Here is a 19,848-nt window from a genome sequence, read left to right on the forward strand (position 1 = left end):
AATGAAACTTGCCCAGATCATGTTTGCCTTCGTCCTGTGTCTTGCCGGGTGTGGCGGCGAACCGGCCCGCCTGTCGATCGGTCCGACCACATCGGTGATGGAAACGCGTGTATCGGTCCGGTCGGTCGTGGTCGGCGACATCTCCCTGCCCGAATACGCCAATGCGTCCGAAGTGGTACGGGAGACGGAGGGCGGCCTTATCGAAACCGTGCCGGATCTGATCTGGGCCGATATTCCCGAAGACGCGATGGCCAATGCGGTGGTCCGCCACTTGTCGGACATCACGAACGTGCCCGTGGCGCGCGCGCCTTGGCCGCTCAGCTCCTTCCCCGATGCGGAATTGACGATCAGGGCGGAGCGGATGCTGTTGCGGGCCGACGGGCAATTGCACCTGACCGGGCAATTCGCGATCCGTCGCGATGATGGCTCCTGGGCGGAGCGTATCCGGGGCTTCAATCTCACCGTCCCGGTACTCGGCCCGGGCCTGCCCGACCTTGCGCAAGCCCATGCGGAGGCGTGGCGTCAATTGTCCGAACAGATCGCCGGGCAGCTTTAGGCCGACACAGGCCTGACCGGAGGGATGCGGAGCCGATGACGGGCCGAGAGCTACATTCCCATTGGCGCAACGCTTCCGGTATTGAGGGTGGCGATGGGCTGCATGATGCCCTTTTCCCCTATTGGAGCTTCACCAAGACGGCCATCGCTATCTGTGCCCTGAAGCTGGTGGAGCGGGGTATGCTGGCCCTTGATACGCCGCTTGACAGGCAGCCCTATACGTTGCGGCAATTGCTTCGGCACAGCGCGGGCCTTCCCGATTACGGGACGCTGACCGCCTATCACGAGGCGGTCACGCGCGGCGATACGCCCTGGTCACGCGAGGAGGTGCTGGACAAGGCGCTGACGCAAGGGATGCTGTTCTTGCCGGACGGCGGATGGGCCTATTCCAATATCGGCTACCTTTTGGTGCGTGGCATGATCGAGGATGCCACCGGTCAAGCGCTAGGCGCCGTCCTGCATGATCTGATCATCGAGCCGTTGGGATTGGAGAGTGTCGCGTTCTGGGACAATCTTGAGCAATCCAAACAGCTCCATTGGGACGCCGCGCAACGGTATGACCCAAACTGGGTCTACCATGGCTGTCTGATCGGAACGGCATCGGATGCAGTAAGCCTGCTTGACGGATTGATCCACGGCGCGCTTCTGCCGCGGCCCCTATTGGACCAGATGCTGGATAAGCGCATACTTGGCGGGGCAATCGCCGGGCGACCATGGAGCCAGTGCGGATACGCGCTTGGTCTGATGTCGGGTGAGGTCACGGATTTCGGTCGGGCCATCGGGCATTCCGGTGCGGGGCCGTTTTGCGTCAACGCCGTCTATCATTTCCCTGACCGAGCCGATCCGATCACGGTCGCGTGCTTCTCGGACGGCACCGACGAAGGGGTGCCGGAGTTCGAGGCCGCGAGGATCGCGCGGTCTGACTAGTCGACGCAAAAGAAACCGATCGTCCTCGATTATTGCGTAATCTTTTTCTTTCATGTAAATGATTCGTGACGCAATAAACGAGTTCCCATGATCCGCGCCGACCTTCTTCTTTCCCAGCTACAGGCGCTGGCCAATCCGGTCCGGCTCTGGATCGTGGCGGAGCTGCATCGCAACGGCACGCAATATGTCAGCGAGCTGGCGCGAAATGCGGGGATCAGTCGACCGCTTCTGAAAATGCACCTGCGCAAGCTGGAAGAAGCGCAGCTGGTGACAAGCGAGGTCGGCACCGCCGAAAACGGCAAATCCGCCAATTTCTTCCGGATCGTTCCGTTCGATCTGCCCCTTACCCCCGACACAATCACCGGAACCGAGCCCGTGCCAACGTCGCTGGCGACCCGGAAAGATGGAGACAACGATGCTTGAGCGCAGCGCCTTCCCCTTCACGATGACGATCATCATCCTGGTGTTCATCGCCCTGATCTTCGCCATGAAATACGGCGCGCAATACCTGCGTGACCGGGCAGAGGCGGCAAAGGGCACCGACACCGATCTGCGCCTGAAAACCCTCGACGACAAGAACCGCGATCTTGAAGCACGGGTCGCACATCTTGAGGCGATGCTGCGCGAGGTCGAATGACGGGCGCGCAAGAGCTGCGCTATGCGGCATTTGCGGAAGCGGTGACGCTGGCGTCGCTGTTCTGCATCGCGATGCCGCTCAAGCGGTTGGCGGATGTCCCGGTGGCGACCTCCATCCTCGGGCCGATCCACGGCATCGTGTTCCTGTTGTTCATCTGGATCGTGATCCGGTCGTGGGCGGAGGGGTTGGTCAACGTCTGGGGCGCGGGACGACTGGTCCTTGGTGCGTTCATCCCGTTTGCGGGCTTCGTCAACGAACGCTGGTTGGCCCGCGAACTCAAGCCGGAGGATGCGTGATGCTTTATGACCTCGCCAAGGCGGTTCACATCCTGGCGGTCATCGTCTGGATTGCGGGCATGTGCGTGGCAGCGATGACGTTGCGCCATCCATCGCCCAAGATGCTTCCCGCGATCCAGGCCTTCGACCGCAGGGTGACGACGCCCGCGATGCTGCTTGCCTGGATCTTCGGCCTTTATATCGCGATCAACGGTGGCTGGTTCGGTGAGAATTGGCTGTCGGTCAAGATCCTGCTGGTCCTGATCCTTTCGGGTTTGCACGGCATGATCACAGGACGGCTGCGCAAGAAAACGTGGGAGGGCGGCACGCAGGCGGATGGTGCCACAAGGATGGTCCTGCCTCTCGGGTTCGGGTTGGTGGTCGCCATTGTCGTTCTCGTGACCACCAAAGCGTTCTAGCCGACGCGGATATCAGGGCGCGGCCGTCGCGCGCGCGCGTCGCAGATGCCACAAGACATGGCCCGCGATCGCGAGCGCGGCAAGCCCAAGGCCGACGGCCATCACAATGGGTGTTTTCCACAGAACGAGGATCGCCACGAACAGGCGCATCCCCATCTCCAGCCGACCGATGGGGCCGATATCGTATCGCGCGAGGGCGGAGGCGACGAGGTAAAGCGCAAGTATCAATCGTGCGCACAAGGCCATGAGGCCCGGCCAGTGGACCTGCCCGTCATAGCCGTCGATCAGCACGCTGCGGCCTGCATCGTCGGTAATCGTGACCGCCTCCTCGATCAGCAGGAGTTCGGGATACCACGCAAAGACGAAGGGGATGGTGAACATCACGATGCCGACCCGCACGGCGGAAATGCTGGTGCGCATCGGCTCCGTCTGGGTGATCGACGCGGCGGCGAAGGCGGCAATGGCGACGGGCGGCGTAATGGCGGAGGCGACGGCGAAGTAGAACACGAACATGTTCGCGGTGAAGAAGCTGACGCCAAGATTGGCCAGAAGAGGCCCGAGAAGCAGGGCCACATTCACATAGGCCGGAACAGTCGGCATTCCCATGCCAAGCACGATAGCGCAGAGCATGGCGCAGATCAGGGCCAACATCAGGTAGACACCCCCGGTGATCTGAACCTCCCACCCCGCGATGCGCACCATCTGCGCCGTTTCCAGCCATGCTGTGACGGAACGCGTAAGCTCTCCCGTCAGGCCGCTTTCGTTGAGGAAGGCGGAGATGATGGAGACCGCGAAGAGCAACAGGAAAAGGCGAGAGATCAGAACCCCGCCTTCGCCCAAAGACACCAACACCTTCGATGGCTTGGCTCGCGTCGCGGGATCGAGGAACAGAAGCGGGATCAAGACGGCGACGGCCCACCACCCCGCCGAAACCGCATCGCCCGTGGCGTTCACGATCGTCTGGGTCAGGCCGGTGGGCAGGATACCTGCGACAAAGCTTTCGCCGAACGCATCCTTGTTACCCAAAAGCAAGAAAAGAATGGTCAGGATCGGCACGAAGATGATGACGAGGTTCAGCCAATCCTGCCGCGCCATCAACAGATCTTCGGGGATCTCCCGCATGGCGCGCACCTTCTCCCGCCTCGCCTGGAACAGGACCGCGAGGAAGATGGAGAAGAAGAAGGCCATGGCAGGCAGGAAGGCTGCCGTGATCACCTTGGTGTAGGGGACCGCCGTCAGCGCCACGAGGACGAAGGACGCGACCCCCATGACCGGCGGCATGATCTGCCCACCGCTGGACGCTGCCGCCTCCACCCCGCCCGCGAATTGGGGCGAGAAGCCGTTGCGCCGCATCATCGGGATGGTCAGTCGTCCGGTGGACAGCACATTCGTGACCGGGCCGCCCGTGATCGTGCCGAACATGGCAGACGACACGATGGCCGCGTGCGCCGGGCCGCCGCGCAGGTTGCGGGTCAGCCGCACCGCAAGTTTGATGAGAGAGGTTCCGCCCGCAGAGGTCCCGAAAAGGGCACCGAGGATCACGTAGGGAAACACCTGGCTGACGATGATGTCCATAAACCGGCCCATGAAGCCGTCGGGCGTGATGAAGACATTCGTGGCCTTCTGGATCGCGGCGGCCAGCGGGTCGCCCCCATCGGCACCGAGTTTGGTCAGCAGGAAGTTGTTGTCGCTGAGGTCGAAGACCCAGATCAGCGCGGTGATAACCGTGTAGAGCACCACGATGCTCGCCACCGCCACGAGGGGGAAACCCCAGACGCGGATATTATAGAGGAAGAATAAAAGGATGATCGTGAAGAGCAGGGGGATGATCCAGATCCCGAAGCGCGCCTGACAGGCGGGCACTTCAGCCTCCAGCGTCATGCCCGGGATGACACCGGCGGAGCGTTCCATCGCGTCCGCGATCAGGCGCGCCCGCTCTCCCGTAATCTGGTCGATGAGGCAGATCGAGTCGATCTCCACCAGGAAGCCCACGGCGCCAAGGACCGCCGCCAGCACGAGGCTTGCATCCAGCACCAAGCCAAGCCATGCCCGCGACGGTTTTTCCGCGCGCCACGCCCGGTAGACGCTGGCATCGAGCGCCACGATGACCATCATCAGGACAAAAAGCGGCGGGTAAAGGTATTCCGGCGGGAAGCTGGAGACCCGGAAAAAACGCAGGCCCGTCACGTCCCGCGCCCAATCCTGAAGGCCGGGAATTTCGGGCATGGTATTGGCCATGCCGATGACCACAAGGATCAGGGCCAGCGCAAGGGCGATGCGCCGGCCGCGGGGAAGGCTGCTATCCAAGGGATGCCTCGGCGGGTTCAGGGGGCGGCGACCCGCCCCCCGCTGAGTGCAAGGTCACGGACGCACGCAATCGGCGACGCTGTGGCCCGCATCCTCGTAAGCGCGGATCGCACCGGGATGCATCAGCATCGTCACGGCGCCGCAGACACCCTGCCCGACCCCGTCGATATCCCCAAAGCTCAAGAACAGGTACGGGCCACGGGGCGATCCCGTCTCGAACCGCTCCTGCCCCGCGAGGAAGGCGGCGGTGATGTCATAGGCCAGTTGTTCGTCCATGCCCGCGGGCACGATCTGCGCGAAGGCGGTGGCGAAGCTGTCGAACGTGTCGTCGTCGGTCACGATGGTGATGTCGTTGCCCGCATAGGCCGCGCGATATTCGTCGACCGGCACGGAATAGGGCGCATGGCCGGGTGCGTTCATGATCTGTTGGCCAAGCTCACTGTTCAGCAAATCGGACGGCATGTCGTAGATCGTCGTCGCGCCGGCCGCCGCAATGGCGATCTGGCGGCCCGATGGCAGGCCTTCGGGAATGGTCCACCCATCCGCGCCGCCGCCGGTGATCGTAGATACGGTATCGGGCCAGGGCGACTGGATGCCTTCATACCCTTCGCCCTCCTGCAAGCCGGACAGAAGCTGGATCGCCGCGCGACCGGATGTCAGCGCCGCACCGCGTGGCGGGCCGTTCCAGATGCGCATCCCCTCCAGCTCCGTGATGTCGGAGATCGCGCCGCTGTCGTAATGTCCGAAGATCTGGGCGGAGGCGGCGGTGAAGAACAGGGCGCGCAGGTTGCCGGCCAGTTCGGCCCCCTGCTCTTCCCCGATTCCGGAATAGGGGCCGATGCCGCGCGACAACAGGAACGGCAGGATCAGGGGTGCCGGCGCCATGTCCAGCTGCCCCTCCGCCACGGCCTGAACCGAGTTGGTCAGCGTCGCGCCCTCGGTGATTTGAAGGGTCGCCACGCCCGCCGATTCGAGAACCCCCGCAAGGGTCGTGTCGATGTAATGGGGCGTGGAGCCGGGCGAAGTCGTTTCCGCCGTCAGCGTGGCTTGCGCATAAACGGCGGCGGGCAGTGCGGCCAGCAGCGCGCCTGCGATGGATGCCTTGAACATGGTGTCCTCCCTGGTGCCGCCGGTTCTGGCGGCATTGCTTTGATGCTTGATGACGGTGGAAGGCTGGCAAAATTTATATGACTTGTCACGTAATTTCTTGTGGTGTTGAATGATCCTGATGGAGGGACCGGACAGATGGACATGACGCCACTCAACCGTGCGGAGCGGGTCGCGCGACGCAAAGCGCGGCAAGACGCGAACCTCTTCAGCCGCCTGTCCGCCGCGGCGATCGCCTCTCGCGGGCAAGCGCAGCGCCTTCTGAAGGCGAGCGCCGCGCTTTCGATCACCGAATGGCGGGTGCTGTGGGATTTGAGCGAGGCCGGACCGTTGAGCATTCAGGACCTCGCCTCCATCCAGCGGACCGATCATTCGCTGATAAGTCGAACGCTGCCGAAGATGAGCGACAAGGGGTGGGTCAAGGCGATCCGAAACAGCGACGACAAGCGGCAATCCCTGATCGAGTTGACCGATGCCGGGGCCCGTGCCTTCGCTGCCGCAGCTCCAACAATGAAGCGCCGCAGGGACGTCTTGGCCCAGGCGTTTTCGCCTGAAGATTTGCAAACGCTTCTGCGCCTGTTGGATCGGTTTGAGCGGGTCGTCGCAGATCCCGCCCTCGATCCGCCCGCACTGGAGACGCCGACATGACCGACCGACCGAATGTCCTCTGGATCATGGCCGACCAGCTGCGCTTCGATTACCTCAGCTGCTACGGCCACCCGCACCTGCACACACCCCACATCGACGCGCTCGCCGCGCGCGGGGTGCGGTTTACCAACGCTTACGTCCAATCCCCCGTTTGCGGTCCATCACGCATGTCGGCCTATACCGGGCGGTACGTGCGCAGCCACGGCTCCACCTGGAACGGGATGCCCCTGCGTGTGGGGGAGCCGACGCTTGGCGACCATTTGCGCGATGCGGGCGCGCGGGCCGTTCTGGTCGGCAAGACCCACATGGTCGCGGATGCGGAAGGCATGGCCTGGCTTGGTATTGATCCGGCAAGCGAGATCGGTGTCCGCCGGTCCGAATGCGGGTTCGAGCCGTTCGAGCGGGACGACGGCCTGCACCCCGACAGTCCACGGCAGAACTGGTCCGCCTACGACGATTACCTTGTGGCGCACGGATTCGAGAGCCAGAACCCTTGGGAAGATTTCGCAAATTCCGGCATCGACGCGGATGGGGAGTTGATGTCGGCGTGGCTTTTGAAGAATTCCCGCCTCGCGGCGAATGTCCCCGAAGAGCATTCGGAAACCGCCTACATGACCGACCGCGCCATGGCGTTCATGGAAGAGGCGGCGGAGGATGGCCGCCCGTGGATGTGCCACCTCAGCTACATCAAGCCGCACTGGCCCTACATCGTCCCCGCGCCCTACCACGACATGTATGACGAGCGGCACATCATCGACCCCGTGCGATCCGATGCGGAGCGTGACACAGATCACCCCCTGATGGCCGCCTATCTGGACGCGCGCGTCTGCCGCAGCTTCGCCCGCGACCATGTACGTTCGCACGTGATCCCCGCCTATATGGGTCTGATCAAGCAGCTCGACGACAATCTGGGACGGCTATTCGCATGGATGGACGACAAGGGATTGAGCGAGAATACGATCATCGCTTTCACGTCCGATCACGGGGATTACATGGGCGACCACTGGATGGGAGATAAGGATTTCTACCACGAAATGGCGGTCAAGGTTCCCCTGATCATCGCGGACCCGCGGCCTGAGGCGAACGGCACACGGGGCGACGTCTCCGATGCGCTGGTGGAGATGATCGACCTTGCCCCGACCTTCATGGCGGCCGCGGGCGCGGAGGCGAAATCACATATCATCGAGGGGCGGGATCTGACCCCTGTCCTTCACGGACGCGACGGGTTTTCGCGGCGCTACGTGATCAGCGAACATGATTACCAATGGTCCGACATGGCCCGCGCCCTCGACGTGCCGCAGGAAGACGCGCACACCAAGATGATCTTCGATGGTCGATGGAAATACGTGCGGTGCGAGGGCTTTCCGCCGATCCTTTTCGATCTGGAGAGTGACCCGCAGGAGTTGGTCGATCTGGGACGGTCAGAGGACGACGCCCATATCCGTGTCCGCGCCCGGATGGAGGATGCGTTGCTGACATGGGGGATGCAGCATCACACGCGCATCACTGCAACGTCGGGTGTACTTGCCCGCCAGAAAAAGGCGGCGGAGACCGGTATCCTGATCGGGTTCTGGGATGAGGAGGAATACGAGGCCGCCACGGGTATCGCTTTCGCGGATTTGACGCCCCACGGCAAGGGCAACTGAGCGCGGCAATTGGCAGGGCGTCAGCTTCGCGGATTTGGCGCGCGGGATGCGGCCGTTGGAGGGCTACGTCGGGCCACGAAAAAGCCCCGCCGCACGGGGCGGCAGGGCTTCCACAGAAATTTCAGGTGTCGTCAGACCTTGGCGAGGATCTTGTCCACGGTTTCGCGAACCTCTTCCTTCGATTTGCCGAGCTTCTGCTGCAACTGACCTTCCAGCTGCTCCCGGTCGCCCTTCGCGGCTTCCAGATCGTCGTCGGTCAATTCACCGTAGGATTCGCGCAAGTGGCCTTTGATCTCGGTCCATTTGCCTTCGATTTGATCGCGGTTCATGGTGCATCTCCTTTCAGGAGGATTAGGTGAGGGACGGGACGTGATTGCGTGTCGGCGCGTCTTTTCGGGCGCCGCATGTGGAAAACGCCCGGACACCGGTTGGGTTCCCTGCTGATCGCATGTCGGGCGAAACTTCGCACAAATGAAAACGGCCGACCCCACCTAAGGGGTCAGCCGATTTGCAGTCATCACTGCCGCGTGTCAGGGCGTCCGGCCACCGATGGCTCGCATGATCATGGCGATCACGAACAGCGCGACGAAGATGAAGAACAGGATCTGAGCAATACCGGCAGAGGCACCGGCGATCCCGCTGAAGCCGAATAGCGCTGCGATCAGCGCGATGACAAGGAATATCAAAGCCCAGCGTAGCATGGGAATTCTCCTTTTGAGTTGCGAAAGAAGAACAGGGCAGCGCCGTCGATTGTTCCGAAAAAAATCAGAACAGTTTGAGTTTCTGGATTAGTCCTGTCGCCTGCTCGCTGCGGAAAGGCTGTTCGAGGATGTGGATACCGTCCTGTAGTTCGACGTCGTCCACGAAGCCGGGCATGACCACGATCTGTGCGCCGTGACCTCGCCACTCCATCACTTCCGGCAAGCGGATCACTTGATCAACCTGACCCGCGATGAAGGCAACCATCGGCGATTGGGCACCCAATTGGCTCACGTCGCGCCCGATGACGATATTGTTGGCCCCTTCGGCCATCAACGCTTCGCGCAGGTCTTCCGCGACGATCACGTTCTCATGCACAATGATGCACGTCCCTTGCGGGCGCGCCGTCGGCTCGGCGGACATAGGTATCCTGACTAAATCAATATGGAACGGAACGAGGGTGGTCTGAGTTTGTAACTTGGCATGTTTGCATGTCGAGCACATTAAACTATGACATAGCTGGTGAAGGAACAGATGGTAACGAACTGCGCGCAATGCCCCCTGAGGAAACTCGAGGTCTTTGAGACGCTGGACCGTGACGCGATCACGGCGATGCAGCGATTCAAACATGGTGAGCTGAAGATCGATGCCGGTACCCCGATCCTGATGGAGGGGTCGAATTCCCCGCAATTGTTCACGAGCCTGAAGGGTATGGGCCTGCGCTACAAGACAACGCGCGACGGCAACCGGCAGGTGGTCAACTTCGTTTTGCCGGGGGAATTCCTGGGGCTGCAAGCGGGCGTGATGGGCGAAATGAAGCACTCGGTCGAGGCGACGACGCCAATGGTCTTATGTGTCTTTGATCGTAAGGAACTGTGGAACCTGTATAAAACGCAGCCGGAGCGCGCGTTTGATTTAACATGGGCCGCCGCAGCAGAAGAGCACTTTCTGGGAGAGGCGCTGACCTCCATCGGGCAGATGGACGCGATCCAAAGGATCAGTTGGGGCCTGATGCGATTTTACCTGCGGTGCGAAAGCCTTGGTCTGACCGATGGGCAACGATGCCCCTTCCCCTTCCGGCAACAGGACCTGGCCGATGCAGTCGGGCTGTCCCTTGTCCATACCAACAAGACGTTGATGAAACTGCGCGACAGTCAAACGGTATCGTTGCAGGACGGATTGCTGTCCATCCTCAATCCCGATCGTTTGGAAGAGGCGTCCGGGCAAGACGTTGAACCGCTTGCCTTGAGACCACTCATTTAGAGAAAACAAAGCCCGGCCAAATGGCCGGGCTTTTGCGTTCGCGCGGTTCGGCGGCTGAGGGACAGGCCGACGAAAACCGCTATGATCTATTGGTCAGAAACGGCAGGTACGGCTGCGGGGGCCGCTTGATCTTCGCCCTCGGTGCCGGTCCACATCATGAAGAAGACGGCGGCAATCGCGGCGGCGATCAAGGCGATGGAGATGCCCCAGATCGACGGCGTGTGCCGCTTGGTCTGACGCTCAATATTCGTGTCGGGTGCTGACATAATGCACCTCCTTTCAAGGATACAACCGGTGGGACGCGGCTTGGTTCCCACGATCGTTCAAGTGACATCTTTGCTCTCGATTTCTTCGACCTCTACTTTCACCTGACCCCACGCCAAGAGCGTGAAGACGGCGGTACCGCCCACGACGTTGCCCGCAAGGACCGGCAAGAAGAATTGCGTCAGAGCGGGCCACGCCGCCAGCTCCCCCTGAAGCAGAAGGAGCCACATTTCGACCGAGCCCGCGATGATGTGGGTGAAGTCGCCCGCCGCGATCAGCCAGGTGAACAGCACGATAATGACGACGTCGTTGCCGTTCTGACCGGGCAGCATCCACACAATGGACGCCACCAGGATACCGGCGGGAATGGCGCGCAGGAACGCCTCCATCGCCGGAAAGCCCGTGGCGTGGTGGGACAAATCGTTCAACACACCAAGCAGGTCGCCCGCGAACACGCCACTGAACGCCATGAAAGACGCCGCCACGGCAGCGCCCACCACATTGGCGGCCAGAACAACCGACCATAGACGCAGGACCGACAGGAAACAGGAACGCGACCGTTCCGCCACGAGAGGAAGGACCGTGGTGATGGTGTTTTCCGTGAACAATTGCATACGGCCCAGGATGACGAGCAGGAATCCGAAGCTGTAGCCGAGATTCTCCACCAGGTAGCGCCACGGCGCGTCGGGCAGGAAATTCCGCAAGATCGCCTCCCCCAAGACGGAGAACGAGATCAGGATGCCGGCGGCGACGCCGGACCAGATCAGCGACGTGTTGGACCGTATCAGCTCCTCGTCGCCTTCGCGGCGGATCACCTCGTAGATCAGGCGGGAATTGAGGGGCGTCGCATCGCGCACCGCCATTTCATCTTGCATATCACGCCCTCCAGTGGCGAAGCGGCAACGTGGGGTGCCCTTGATGGTTCCGCCAAGAAAGATTGGAACCGAGCCGCCTTGCAGGCTGTTGTACTGCCGACTGCGAAAGGAGATATCCCATGACCGACACGCTTAAAGTTGTGCCCGAAGCCGCCGAAGTCAAAACCGGTGTACGCGACGTGGAAGCGATCGCAAGCGGCCTGGCCGACGTGCTGGCCGACACCTACCGGCTGATTTTCAAGACGCATGCCTACCACTGGAACGTTACCGGCCCGGCATTCTACTCCATCCACAAGCTGACGGAGGAGCAGTACGAGAACATGTTCGCCGCGGCCGATGAACTGGCGGAGCGTGTGCGTGCGCTGGGACAGCTGGCTCCGATGCGGATGGACGACGTCATGGCCCGCTCTCGCGTGGAAGACCCGACCGGCCCCATGTCCGCCGGCGACATGATCGAGGATTTGGCGGCGGATCACGAGAAGCTTGCCCATCGCCTTCATGCCCTGATCGAGGTGACGGAAGGCCGGCGCGACGTGGTGACGGAAGACCTCGCTACCGAACGTTCGGCGTTCCACGAACAGGCGGTCTGGATGCTGCGCGCCCTCGCCGCGGATTGATTGACCGACATAAACGAAAAAGCCCCGGTTTGATAACCGGGGCTTTTTGTTGATGCGCATTGGGGTTGGTTCAGACGGCGACGCCCATCCGTTCGGTGGTGGCGAAGAACATCGCCTGGCTGACAGCCGTGCGAACCTGATCTTCGGAATAAGGCTTGGTGATCAGGAATGCAGGCTCCGGCTTGTCGCCGGTCAGGAGCCGTTCGGGGAAGGCCGTGATGAAGATCACCGGGCGGTCGCCCAATTCCGACAGCAATGCATTCACGGCGTCGATGCCCGAGGATTTGTCGGCAAGCTGGATGTCCGCAAGGATCAGATCCGGCACCTTGGCCTTGCCCTTGGCAATCGCGTCGTCCCGCGTGCGGGCAATGTCAGTCACCGTGTGACCCATATCCGACACGATGGAGTTCAGATCCATGGCGATGATGCCTTCATCCTCGATAATCAGGATGTCACCGCGGACACTGTCGCCCATATCGGCCATCGCCCGGTTATACAGGTCCTCCGCCTCATCACTGGAAAGGTCCATGATCTTCGCGATCGCATCGAAGCCGAAGCCTTCGATGGACCGCAGCAGCAAGGCTTCCCGCGTGTTCGGCGCCAGATGGCTCAAACGCCATTGCGCGCGGGCTTCCAGAAGGTCGGAGATTTCGCCCCCGTCGTCCACCGACGCGCCGGAGGTCGACCAGATCCCATGGAAGGTCCGGAACAGGCTGAGCTTGATGTCCGACCCTTCGGAAACCAGCGTTGGATCGGCCACAATCGCTTCCAGTGTCGCAATCGCGTAGCGATCTCCACTGTCCTGTGCACCGGTCAAAGCCCTTGCGTAGCGACGCAGAAACGGCAGTTCAGAGGCCAGTGCGGCCCCCAGATCGGTGCCGGTTTCCTTCTCTGTCATCCCAAATCTCCTGTTATTTGGATTTTGAATGGAACCTTCGTTGGACTAGTTTGTTCCGTAGTGAAGGTGAATTTTTTGGAACGTGACGAAGAAAATGGCCCAAGGCAGAAAGAAATCCAGTGAAATGAATTCCTCACTCGACAAGCAGATCGACGAAAACCTGCGGCGTGTGTTCGATGAGACGGCGCAAGAGGCGCTGCCGGATCGGTTCATGGATCTCATCGCGCAGCTCAAGGAAAACGACAAGGGCAACGCCAATGGGAAGTGACCCGCGCGACGAGATCGTCGAACACCTGCAATCGCTTCGCGCCTTTGCCCGGTCCCTGAGCCGCAACGCCGCCACCGCCGATGATCTTGTGCAGGACACTGTCCTGAAAGCCTGGAGCAATATCGACAAGTTCCAACCGGGCACGAATATGCGGGCCTGGCTGTTCACCATTTTGCGAAACACCTTCTATTCCATGCGCCGCAAGCGCAGTCGCGAAGTGGCGGATGTGGATGGGGAAATGGCCGGGCGGCTGTCCGAGAAACCGGCCCATGACGGGCATCTCGTCATGAAGGATTTCGCCGCGGCCTTCGCCCAATTGCCCGATGAGCAGCGCGAGGCGTTGCTGCTGGTCGGCGCGTCAGGCTTCTCCTACGAAGAGGCCGCGGATATGTGCGGCTGCGCCGTCGGCACAATCAAGAGCCGCGCGAACCGCGGACGCAAGCGCCTGTCCGAAATCATGGAATTGAGCGAGGACGAACCGCTCGAAGCGACAGATGCGGCAACGATGGCCGTGGTTTCGGGAAGGCCCGCTGCATGAATTGGCCCTCTCCGTGGACCGGCTTGCTGGGGTCACTGAGGTTCCGTCTTGGTCTCTTGCTGAGCATCGCCATCCTCCCCTTGGGTGGGGTGGCGCTGTTCCAGACCATCGCGGTGGTCGAGGATGCCCGCGAACTGGAAGTGCGCGACATCGTTGCTCGCACCGTGGCGGCGGCCAACACCGAACGCGCGCTTCTGCGTCGCGCCTACGGCACGGCGGAGGCGCTTGGCGCCGTGGCGGCCCGTCTGGGTGCAGACAATCCGGACTGCCAAAGCGCGATGGAGAGTGTTGCGCAGCGGAACGAGGAATACTTGTTCGTGGGCTTCGTCGGGACCGATGGCGTGATGCGCTGCACGTCGAACGGGGAGACATATGATTTTGCCGAGTCCGAGCTGTGGCTCGATTTCGCTGCAGCACCCCGGCCCACTGCAACGACGAGCGACAGCGGTATCGCTTCGGGCCTTTCTGCCCTGATCGCGACCGTTCCGGTTTTTGACGATGAGGACCGCTGGATCGGGGCGCTGTCCGTGTCATTGCCCCACGCGCTAGTCGACACGCTGTTCGAAGGCGGGTTGAGCGAGGAAAAGGCCCAACTAGCGCTTGTCGATGCGGATGGCGAAATCCTGACCGCCAGCACTGGGATCGAAGCGGCCTCTCCGTTGGAGGAGCTGGGCCTGGTGCCGTCCGAACTCGACCTCATCGACGGGCGCTATACCGAAACGCGGGTTCATGCCGATGGAACCAGCACGTTCATCGTGTTGGTGCCGTTGATTGGCCAGCGGATCTTTGTACTAGGCGTCTGGGACAATGACGCCCGCGCCTATACCTTGCCGCTTCTGGGCAGTACGGCGACGCTGTTCCCGATCCTGATGTGGATCGTAGCCCTGGTCGTGTCGGTGCTTGCGATCGACCGTTTGATCCTGCGGCACCTCAAGACCCTGCAAATCCGGATGTCGAACTTCGCCATCGAAAACCCAAGCGACAGTTTCGCCATTCTGGAAGACCCGCCGAGCGAACTTGATACCATCGCGGAGACGTACAATCGCATGGTCGACCGCATTCTCGGGGACCGGGAAGCCTTGGCCGAGAATGTTCGCGAGAAAGAGGTTCTGCTGCGCGAGGTGCATCACCGGGTCAAGAATAACCTGCAACTGATCGCCTCCATCCTGAACATGCAGATCCGCAATGTCTCGGACGGGAATGCGCGGGTGGTTTTGCGCCGCGTGCAGGATCGAGTGATGAGCCTGTCGATGATCCACAAGGCGCTTTACACCGGAACCGCGATGTCGAGCGTCCGCGCCGACCGTCTTCTGCAGGAAGTCGTGGATGCGTCCCTGTCCGTCGGATTGCCACCGCATTCCGGCGTCGAAACGCGGGTGGACCTTGAACATCTGGACCTCGACCCGGATCAGGCGGTTCCGCTTGCGTTGATGACCACGGAATTGGTGACGAATTCCATCAAGCACCTCGGACGCCCGCCGAATGGCCCGCCCTACCTGACCGTGACATTGTCCACGGAGGATGGCCTGACGTGTTTGGCGGTCGAGAACTCCGTCGGCGAGGCGATGCAGACGGACATGGCAAGTGATGGCACTGGTCTCGGCGCGCGCCTTGTGGAAGCTTTCGTGTCGCAATTGGGTGGCGAAAGCGATGTGCAGCAATCGGATACCATGTACAGGTACTCCATGTCTTTCGTGGCGTTCGACGACGAATCCGACGACGAATTTGGAGAAGAAACGGATGGCGATGAGGCTGGCCATGAAACCTTGGCCCGGACGGGGTGAAACAGCGGGCATGTCCCATGTCAGATGATATCGCCGCCGCCATCGACGATCTGGAAATTCTCATCACCGCGCAGGAAGCCTATCCGGCATTCGAGCGGCTGTGGCTTTCGGCGGAACGGTCAATCGTCGGATGTTTCCGCGTTTTCGATCTTTCGACGCGCCTGCGCAGCCCGGAGGCGCGCGCGGTAGGAGAGACGTGGTTCGACCTTCTGGTTCACAAGCTGAACGAAGGGGTGGAAGTCGACATCACGGTCACGGATTTCGACCCGATCATTGCAACCGACGACCATCGCCGTTCCTGGTTGAGCGCCCGGCAGTTGGCGGGTGCCGGAGAAATCGCCGAGGGTGGGACACTTCGCTTCTCGATTGCGCTGCACCCGGCGCGCGTCGGGTTGCTTCCGCGTCTGGTCCTGCGTGGAAAGGTGAAGGCGGAGCTTGAGACAACTGATCAGGATGATCTCACGCCTGGCGTGGCGGAGTTGAACCCGTCGGGCGACCTGCCGCTTGTCCCCGCGACCCATCACCAGAAGCTTTGCGTGGTAGACGACACGGCGCTTTATATCGGCGGTCTGGATCTCAACGAACGACGCTATGACACGCTCAGCCACGCCTTGCCCGCCGAAGAAACGTGGCAGGACATTCAGGCCATCGTTCGGGGCCCGGTGGTCGCCGCGGCGGCAACCCATCTTTCAACCTTCAAAGGCGTGGTGGAGGCAGAGGCAGACGCGCCGCCGGAGGCTGCCGGTTTCCTGCGCACGTTATCGACGAAACGCGCGGTTCAGGTCGTCCGTATCTCTCCCCGCCCCGCGATCACGGAGATCGAGGCCGCACATCTTGACGCGATCCGCGCCACAACCGGCCCCCTCTACTTTGAAACGCAATTTTTCCGGCACATGCCCTTGGCGGAGGCCCTGGCAGACGCGGCGAGAGAGCGGCCCGAATTGACCTGCTGCCTGATCCTGCCCGCTTCCCCGGAGGATGTCGCCTTTGAGGGCAACGAGGCGGAGGATGCGCAATTCGGGGCGCAAAAGCAGATGGAAGCGATTGATTGCATTGCGGACGCGTTCGGGGATCGCCTTGCCCTGCTGTCGCCGGCGCGCCCGGCGCCGTCCGAATTTCCGCCGGGCTCGCCCGCAACGCTCCACGGGGCGCCTATCATCTATGTGCATTCGAAACTGTCGCTGTTCGGAGGCGAACAAGCCATCCTGTCCTCCGCCAATTTGAACGGGCGCAGCCTGCGCTGGGATACGGAGGCGGGCGTTCATCTGACCAATTCGGAGCACGTGCGGGCCCTGTGGGATCGCGCCCTGGGCCACTGGCTTGGGGATTTGCGACCCGATCCTTACAGCGATCCCCTGGCTTTCGCGGAAACCCTGAATACGCTGGCGGCCCGCAACCTCGCCACGAAGCCGCAGGAGCGGCAGCACTTCCTTCTGCCGTATTCCCGCGCTCGCGACCAAGAGCTTGCCGCGCCCTTGCCCGGTGTGCCGCCCGAAATGGTGTGAGCGCCCAAAAAAAGCCCCGCCAAGCTGTGCTGGCGGGGCAGGTATAGGGCGTGTTCTAAGCGGCCAAGGACAGGGACAGAGTTCGTGGCCGTCAGGAACAAATGGGACAGGGTAGCACGCCCATGATCTTCCAACCCTGAAATCCCGATCCGGTTCCCACCCCCGATACAGTTTTTTCGCCCACCCGGAATGAACAGAAATTCGGGCGCAACGCGGCATGCCTGCACTGGTTCCCCGCTTTCGCAAAAATTTCCTTCGGAACGAATAGGGCCTGAGCCGGTTACCTCAATGTCCACACCACGAGGTAGGCATGGCCGATACGATCAACATTCCCCCCGCCGATACGGTGATCGACGCGGTTGAGACAGTCGCGACGGACGTCACGGACGTCATCACGGGATACGAAGTGATGGCCGATCGCGCCGAAGACGGCCTCAAACCTGTCGTGACGCGCTTGTTGGTCCTGCATCAGTCCCATGCCGCAACCCTGGCCGACAGCGTGAAGGCCTTGGGCGGTCAATCGGAGGATGCGGGATCTGTCATGGGCCTAGTCCACACCGCAGTGGCGACCGCCCGGGATTGGTTCGACGGCCTCGACCGGTCCGCCATTTCGGTCATCGTCGATGGGGAGAAGCGCCTGATCGAAAGCTATAGCGACGCGCTGAGCCGCGTGGAGGGACACGACGAAATCACACGGCTGCTTGCCAGCCAACGCGGTGACCTGGAGGCCCAGGTCATCGCACTTGCACGATAGGCGCTCAGCGCCAGCCCGAAACACGATCATTCTGGAGGAACTTCCAATGGCTACCGCCAACAAAGCAAAAGACACCATTACCGAAACCGCCACCGAAGTGGCAGACAAGGCGAAAGACCGCGTGGAAACGGCGGCCGAGACCGCCAAGGCGCGCGTTGCCGAAGCCGCCGCAGAGAAAGCACAGGAATTCGACCGCGCAAGCGATGCGTTCCGCGACAGCGATTTTGCCCGTCAGGCAACAGCCCAGGTGGCCGACACGCTGACCAACGTGGCCCATGCCGTGCGCGACACCGACTTCGCGTCCCTGCAAAGTGACGTCACGGAGTTCGCCCGCCGCAATCCGCTCGTCTTTTTCGGCGGTGCCGCAGCACTCGGCTTCGTGGCCGCACGTGCCATGAAGGCGTCCGAGCGCGCAGAGATCGACGCCCGCGCGTCGATGCGCCACGATTATCCGTCGGTGCCGGACGGCCAGCGCGCTTACACCGACCAGAACGCGCATCGTTGGGGGTACGTGTAATGCACACCCAAAGCTCCGCAACCATGCCGTCGCAGGTGATGGACCTGCTGCGCAACACGGGGCGGCTTCTGCGCAACGAAGCCGTACTCGCGCGGGAGGAATTGGCCGACAATTTTAGCCGCGCCGGTGTCGCGATTGCTCTGGTAGCCGTGGGTGCTTTCATCGCGTTGATCGCGTTGATCGTGTTCACCGGGGCCGCTGTTGCGGGCCTTGTCGCCGCCGGGTTTGAATTGTGGCTTGCCGCGCTGATCGTCGGTGGCGCGATGTCGCTTATCGCGCTGATCTTGGTGGTGCGTGGGCTCTACGACCTGCGCTCGAAGCGCCTTATGCCGACACGCAGTTTCGCCAACATGCAAAAGGACATCGCCGTCCTGAAGGAGGCTCTCGATGCCTGATAAAGACAAGATCGAAGCGGAACTTAGCCGTGACCGAGCAGAGCTGCGCGCCCGGCTGGAGACGTTGGGCCAACGGCTCGCTTCCGACGCTATCGTGTCGCAGGTCGTGTCCTCCATCGGACGGGGTGGTGGCGACGCCACCCGGCAGATCGGCGAGGTCGCCCGCAACAACAAGGCTCCGCTATCCATCGCGGCCCTTGGTCTTGGTTGGCTGGCCGCGAACGTCCTGAAAGGATCGAGCGAGCCTGCACCGCGACCCGCATTCGACAGGACGTCGACCCCTACGGCGACCGGGTTCCGTGACCCGTCCGAGACGCACATGACTTTCGACGAACGTGTTGCAGCAGCCGACGCCGCGCTGCGCGCAGACACGCCCAACTCAATCATGGAAGGAGACTTTCCAATGACCGACCATACGACAAATTCCACCCTCAAAGATCGCGCCTACGGTACTGCCGAAAGCCTGCGCGCCCGCCTTGAAGACGGCTTGGGCGACCTGCCGGAAGCCGCGCGCGCCCGTGTGCGCCAAGCTCGCGAGATGGCCATTGCCGCCCAGGCAGAGGTCGAAAGCAACGCCCGCGCCGCTGCCCGGACGGCACGCAACGCCGCCTACGACAATCCACTCCTGATCGGTGCGCTTGCGCTCGCGGCTGGTGCCGCCTTGGGTGCCGCCCTGCCGCGCACGTCGGTTGAAAACCGCACGATCGGTGGGCACCGCGACCGTCTGTTTGACGACGCCGACCGTATCCTCCGCGACGAGCTTGCAAAAGCGCGCGCGAGTGCCGAGGACATGATCGCCGAAGGTCAGGACCGCGTGAAGGAAGCCATTTCCGATGGCGCCGACAAGGTCAGCAAGAAGGTCGAAGATGCGACGGGCGCGCCGAAGGCCGCCTGACCCACGCCTCTACCACAATAACCCGCGCCGCCCCTGTCACTTTCCGTGGCGGGGG

Annotated in this window: 26 protein-coding genes; 18 read left to right on the forward strand and 8 right to left on the reverse strand. The window is 62.0% G+C overall.

Annotated elements, in window-relative coordinates; all coding sequences use genetic code 11:
- Position 1 precedes the first annotated feature (1 nt).
- The 6 genes from KUW62_RS15600 (at position 2) to KUW62_RS15625 (ending at position 2,813) form a co-directional block, all read left to right on the forward strand.
- Positions 2–556, forward strand: coding sequence for a membrane integrity-associated transporter subunit PqiC (locus KUW62_RS15600; protein ID WP_224816382.1), 555 nt, complete (start codon positions 2–4; stop codon positions 554–556).
- Entirely contained in the window at positions 517–1,482 is a 966-nt protein-coding gene (locus KUW62_RS15605) for a serine hydrolase domain-containing protein (protein WP_224816383.1), read from the forward strand. The genes KUW62_RS15600 and KUW62_RS15605 overlap by 40 nt, the downstream gene beginning before the upstream one ends.
- Before the next feature lie 87 nt (positions 1,483–1,569).
- The gene (locus KUW62_RS15610) at positions 1,570–1,905 is read left to right on the forward strand and encodes a winged helix-turn-helix domain-containing protein (RefSeq protein ID WP_224816384.1); all 336 of its coding nucleotides are present in this window, start codon (positions 1,570–1,572) and stop codon (positions 1,903–1,905) included.
- Complete coding sequence (locus tag KUW62_RS15615) at positions 1,898–2,119, forward strand: hypothetical protein (protein WP_224816385.1); 222 nt, start codon at positions 1,898–1,900, stop codon at positions 2,117–2,119. Before KUW62_RS15610 ends, KUW62_RS15615 begins: the two co-directional genes overlap by 8 nt.
- Positions 2,116–2,415, forward strand: a complete 300-nt coding sequence (locus KUW62_RS15620; protein ID WP_224816386.1) for a DUF3817 domain-containing protein — start codon at positions 2,116–2,118, stop codon at positions 2,413–2,415. Before KUW62_RS15615 ends, KUW62_RS15620 begins: the two co-directional genes overlap by 4 nt.
- Positions 2,415–2,813 (forward strand): CopD family protein, encoded by a 399-nt coding sequence (locus KUW62_RS15625; RefSeq protein WP_224816387.1) that lies wholly within the window; start codon positions 2,415–2,417, stop codon positions 2,811–2,813. The genes KUW62_RS15620 and KUW62_RS15625 overlap by 1 nt, the downstream gene beginning before the upstream one ends.
- A 12-nt stretch (positions 2,814–2,825) precedes the next feature.
- Here the strand turns inward: KUW62_RS15625 and KUW62_RS15630 are convergent, their stop codons facing one another.
- Together KUW62_RS15630 and KUW62_RS15635 are read right to left on the reverse strand one after the other, a co-directional pair.
- Positions 2,826–5,120, reverse strand: a complete 2,295-nt coding sequence (locus KUW62_RS15630) for a TRAP transporter fused permease subunit (RefSeq protein WP_224816388.1) — start codon at positions 5,118–5,120, stop codon at positions 2,826–2,828.
- A 54-nt stretch (positions 5,121–5,174) separates the two neighbouring features.
- Positions 5,175–6,230 (reverse strand): TAXI family TRAP transporter solute-binding subunit, encoded by a 1,056-nt coding sequence (locus tag KUW62_RS15635; protein WP_224816389.1) that lies wholly within the window; start codon positions 6,228–6,230, stop codon positions 5,175–5,177.
- Positions 6,231–6,365: 135 nt separating this feature from the next.
- Between KUW62_RS15635 and KUW62_RS15640 the strand changes: the two genes are divergently transcribed.
- Entirely contained in the window at positions 6,366–6,875 is a 510-nt protein-coding gene (locus KUW62_RS15640) for a MarR family winged helix-turn-helix transcriptional regulator (protein WP_224816390.1), read from the forward strand.
- Positions 6,872–8,521: a sulfatase-like hydrolase/transferase gene (locus tag KUW62_RS15645; protein WP_224816391.1), complete on the forward strand. Its 1,650-nt coding sequence runs from the start codon at positions 6,872–6,874 to the stop codon at positions 8,519–8,521. The genes KUW62_RS15640 and KUW62_RS15645 overlap by 4 nt, the downstream gene beginning before the upstream one ends.
- A 131-nt stretch (positions 8,522–8,652) precedes the next feature.
- Here the strand turns inward: KUW62_RS15645 and KUW62_RS15650 are convergent, their stop codons facing one another.
- The 3 genes from KUW62_RS15650 to KUW62_RS15660 form a co-directional block, all read right to left on the reverse strand.
- A complete protein-coding gene (locus tag KUW62_RS15650) occupies positions 8,653–8,850 on the reverse strand; it encodes a CsbD family protein (protein WP_224816392.1) in 198 nt (65 codons plus the stop codon).
- A 201-nt stretch (positions 8,851–9,051) separates the two neighbouring features.
- Positions 9,052–9,222 (reverse strand): DUF1328 domain-containing protein, encoded by a 171-nt coding sequence (locus KUW62_RS15655; RefSeq protein ID WP_224816393.1) that lies wholly within the window; start codon positions 9,220–9,222, stop codon positions 9,052–9,054.
- Positions 9,223–9,286: 64 nt separating this feature from the next.
- Positions 9,287–9,643, reverse strand: coding sequence for a hypothetical protein (locus tag KUW62_RS15660; protein WP_224816394.1), 357 nt, complete (start codon positions 9,641–9,643; stop codon positions 9,287–9,289).
- Positions 9,644–9,742: 99 nt separating this feature from the next.
- Between KUW62_RS15660 and KUW62_RS15665 the strand changes: the two genes are divergently transcribed.
- Complete coding sequence (locus KUW62_RS15665; RefSeq protein WP_224816395.1) at positions 9,743–10,483, forward strand: Crp/Fnr family transcriptional regulator; 741 nt, start codon at positions 9,743–9,745, stop codon at positions 10,481–10,483.
- Positions 10,484–10,569: 86 nt separating this feature from the next.
- Here KUW62_RS15665 and KUW62_RS15670 read toward each other — a convergent pair whose 3' ends face one another.
- Both KUW62_RS15670 and KUW62_RS15675 read right to left on the reverse strand, forming a co-directional pair.
- On the reverse strand, positions 10,570–10,749 hold the full coding sequence (locus KUW62_RS15670; RefSeq protein WP_224816396.1) for a hypothetical protein: 180 nt from the start codon (positions 10,747–10,749) through the stop codon (positions 10,570–10,572).
- Positions 10,750–10,806: 57 nt separating this feature from the next.
- Positions 10,807–11,622, reverse strand: coding sequence for a formate/nitrite transporter family protein (locus KUW62_RS15675; RefSeq protein ID WP_224816397.1), 816 nt, complete (start codon positions 11,620–11,622; stop codon positions 10,807–10,809).
- A 119-nt stretch (positions 11,623–11,741) separates the two neighbouring features.
- Here KUW62_RS15675 and KUW62_RS15680 point away from each other — a divergent pair, with 119 nt between their 5' ends.
- The gene (locus KUW62_RS15680) at positions 11,742–12,239 is read left to right on the forward strand and encodes a Dps family protein (protein WP_224816398.1); all 498 of its coding nucleotides are present in this window, start codon (positions 11,742–11,744) and stop codon (positions 12,237–12,239) included.
- A 70-nt stretch (positions 12,240–12,309) separates the two neighbouring features.
- Here KUW62_RS15680 and KUW62_RS15685 read toward each other — a convergent pair whose 3' ends face one another.
- Positions 12,310–13,137, reverse strand: a complete 828-nt coding sequence (locus tag KUW62_RS15685; protein ID WP_224816399.1) for a response regulator — start codon at positions 13,135–13,137, stop codon at positions 12,310–12,312.
- A gap of 94 nt (positions 13,138–13,231) precedes the next feature.
- Between KUW62_RS15685 and KUW62_RS15690 the strand changes: the two genes are divergently transcribed.
- The 8 genes from KUW62_RS15690 to KUW62_RS15725 all read left to right on the forward strand — a co-directional run bounded on the left by KUW62_RS15690 (position 13,232) and on the right by KUW62_RS15725 (position 19,793).
- Positions 13,232–13,405: a NepR family anti-sigma factor gene (locus tag KUW62_RS15690; RefSeq protein WP_224816400.1), complete on the forward strand. Its 174-nt coding sequence runs from the start codon at positions 13,232–13,234 to the stop codon at positions 13,403–13,405.
- A complete protein-coding gene (locus KUW62_RS15695) occupies positions 13,395–13,943 on the forward strand; it encodes an RNA polymerase sigma factor (RefSeq protein WP_224816401.1) in 549 nt (182 codons plus the stop codon). Before KUW62_RS15690 ends, KUW62_RS15695 begins: the two co-directional genes overlap by 11 nt.
- Positions 13,940–15,727, forward strand: a complete 1,788-nt coding sequence (locus tag KUW62_RS15700) for a sensor histidine kinase (protein ID WP_224816402.1) — start codon at positions 13,940–13,942, stop codon at positions 15,725–15,727. The genes KUW62_RS15695 and KUW62_RS15700 overlap by 4 nt, the downstream gene beginning before the upstream one ends.
- A 17-nt stretch (positions 15,728–15,744) precedes the next feature.
- Positions 15,745–17,232: a phospholipase D family protein gene (locus KUW62_RS15705; protein WP_224816403.1), complete on the forward strand. Its 1,488-nt coding sequence runs from the start codon at positions 15,745–15,747 to the stop codon at positions 17,230–17,232.
- Between the two features lie 310 nt (positions 17,233–17,542).
- Entirely contained in the window at positions 17,543–17,986 is a 444-nt protein-coding gene (locus KUW62_RS15710; RefSeq protein ID WP_224816404.1) for a DUF2383 domain-containing protein, read from the forward strand.
- A 46-nt stretch (positions 17,987–18,032) separates the two neighbouring features.
- Complete coding sequence (locus KUW62_RS15715) at positions 18,033–18,503, forward strand: hypothetical protein (RefSeq protein WP_224816405.1); 471 nt, start codon at positions 18,033–18,035, stop codon at positions 18,501–18,503.
- Positions 18,503–18,898, forward strand: a complete 396-nt coding sequence (locus tag KUW62_RS15720; RefSeq protein ID WP_224816406.1) for a phage holin family protein — start codon at positions 18,503–18,505, stop codon at positions 18,896–18,898. Before KUW62_RS15715 ends, KUW62_RS15720 begins: the two co-directional genes overlap by 1 nt.
- Positions 18,891–19,793, forward strand: a complete 903-nt coding sequence (locus KUW62_RS15725; protein WP_224816407.1) for a hypothetical protein — start codon at positions 18,891–18,893, stop codon at positions 19,791–19,793. The genes KUW62_RS15720 and KUW62_RS15725 overlap by 8 nt, the downstream gene beginning before the upstream one ends.
- Positions 19,794–19,848: the final 55 nt, after the last annotated feature.

This window comes from Hasllibacter sp. MH4015, assembly GCF_020177575.1.
GTDB lineage: Bacteria > Pseudomonadota > Alphaproteobacteria > Rhodobacterales > Rhodobacteraceae > Gymnodinialimonas.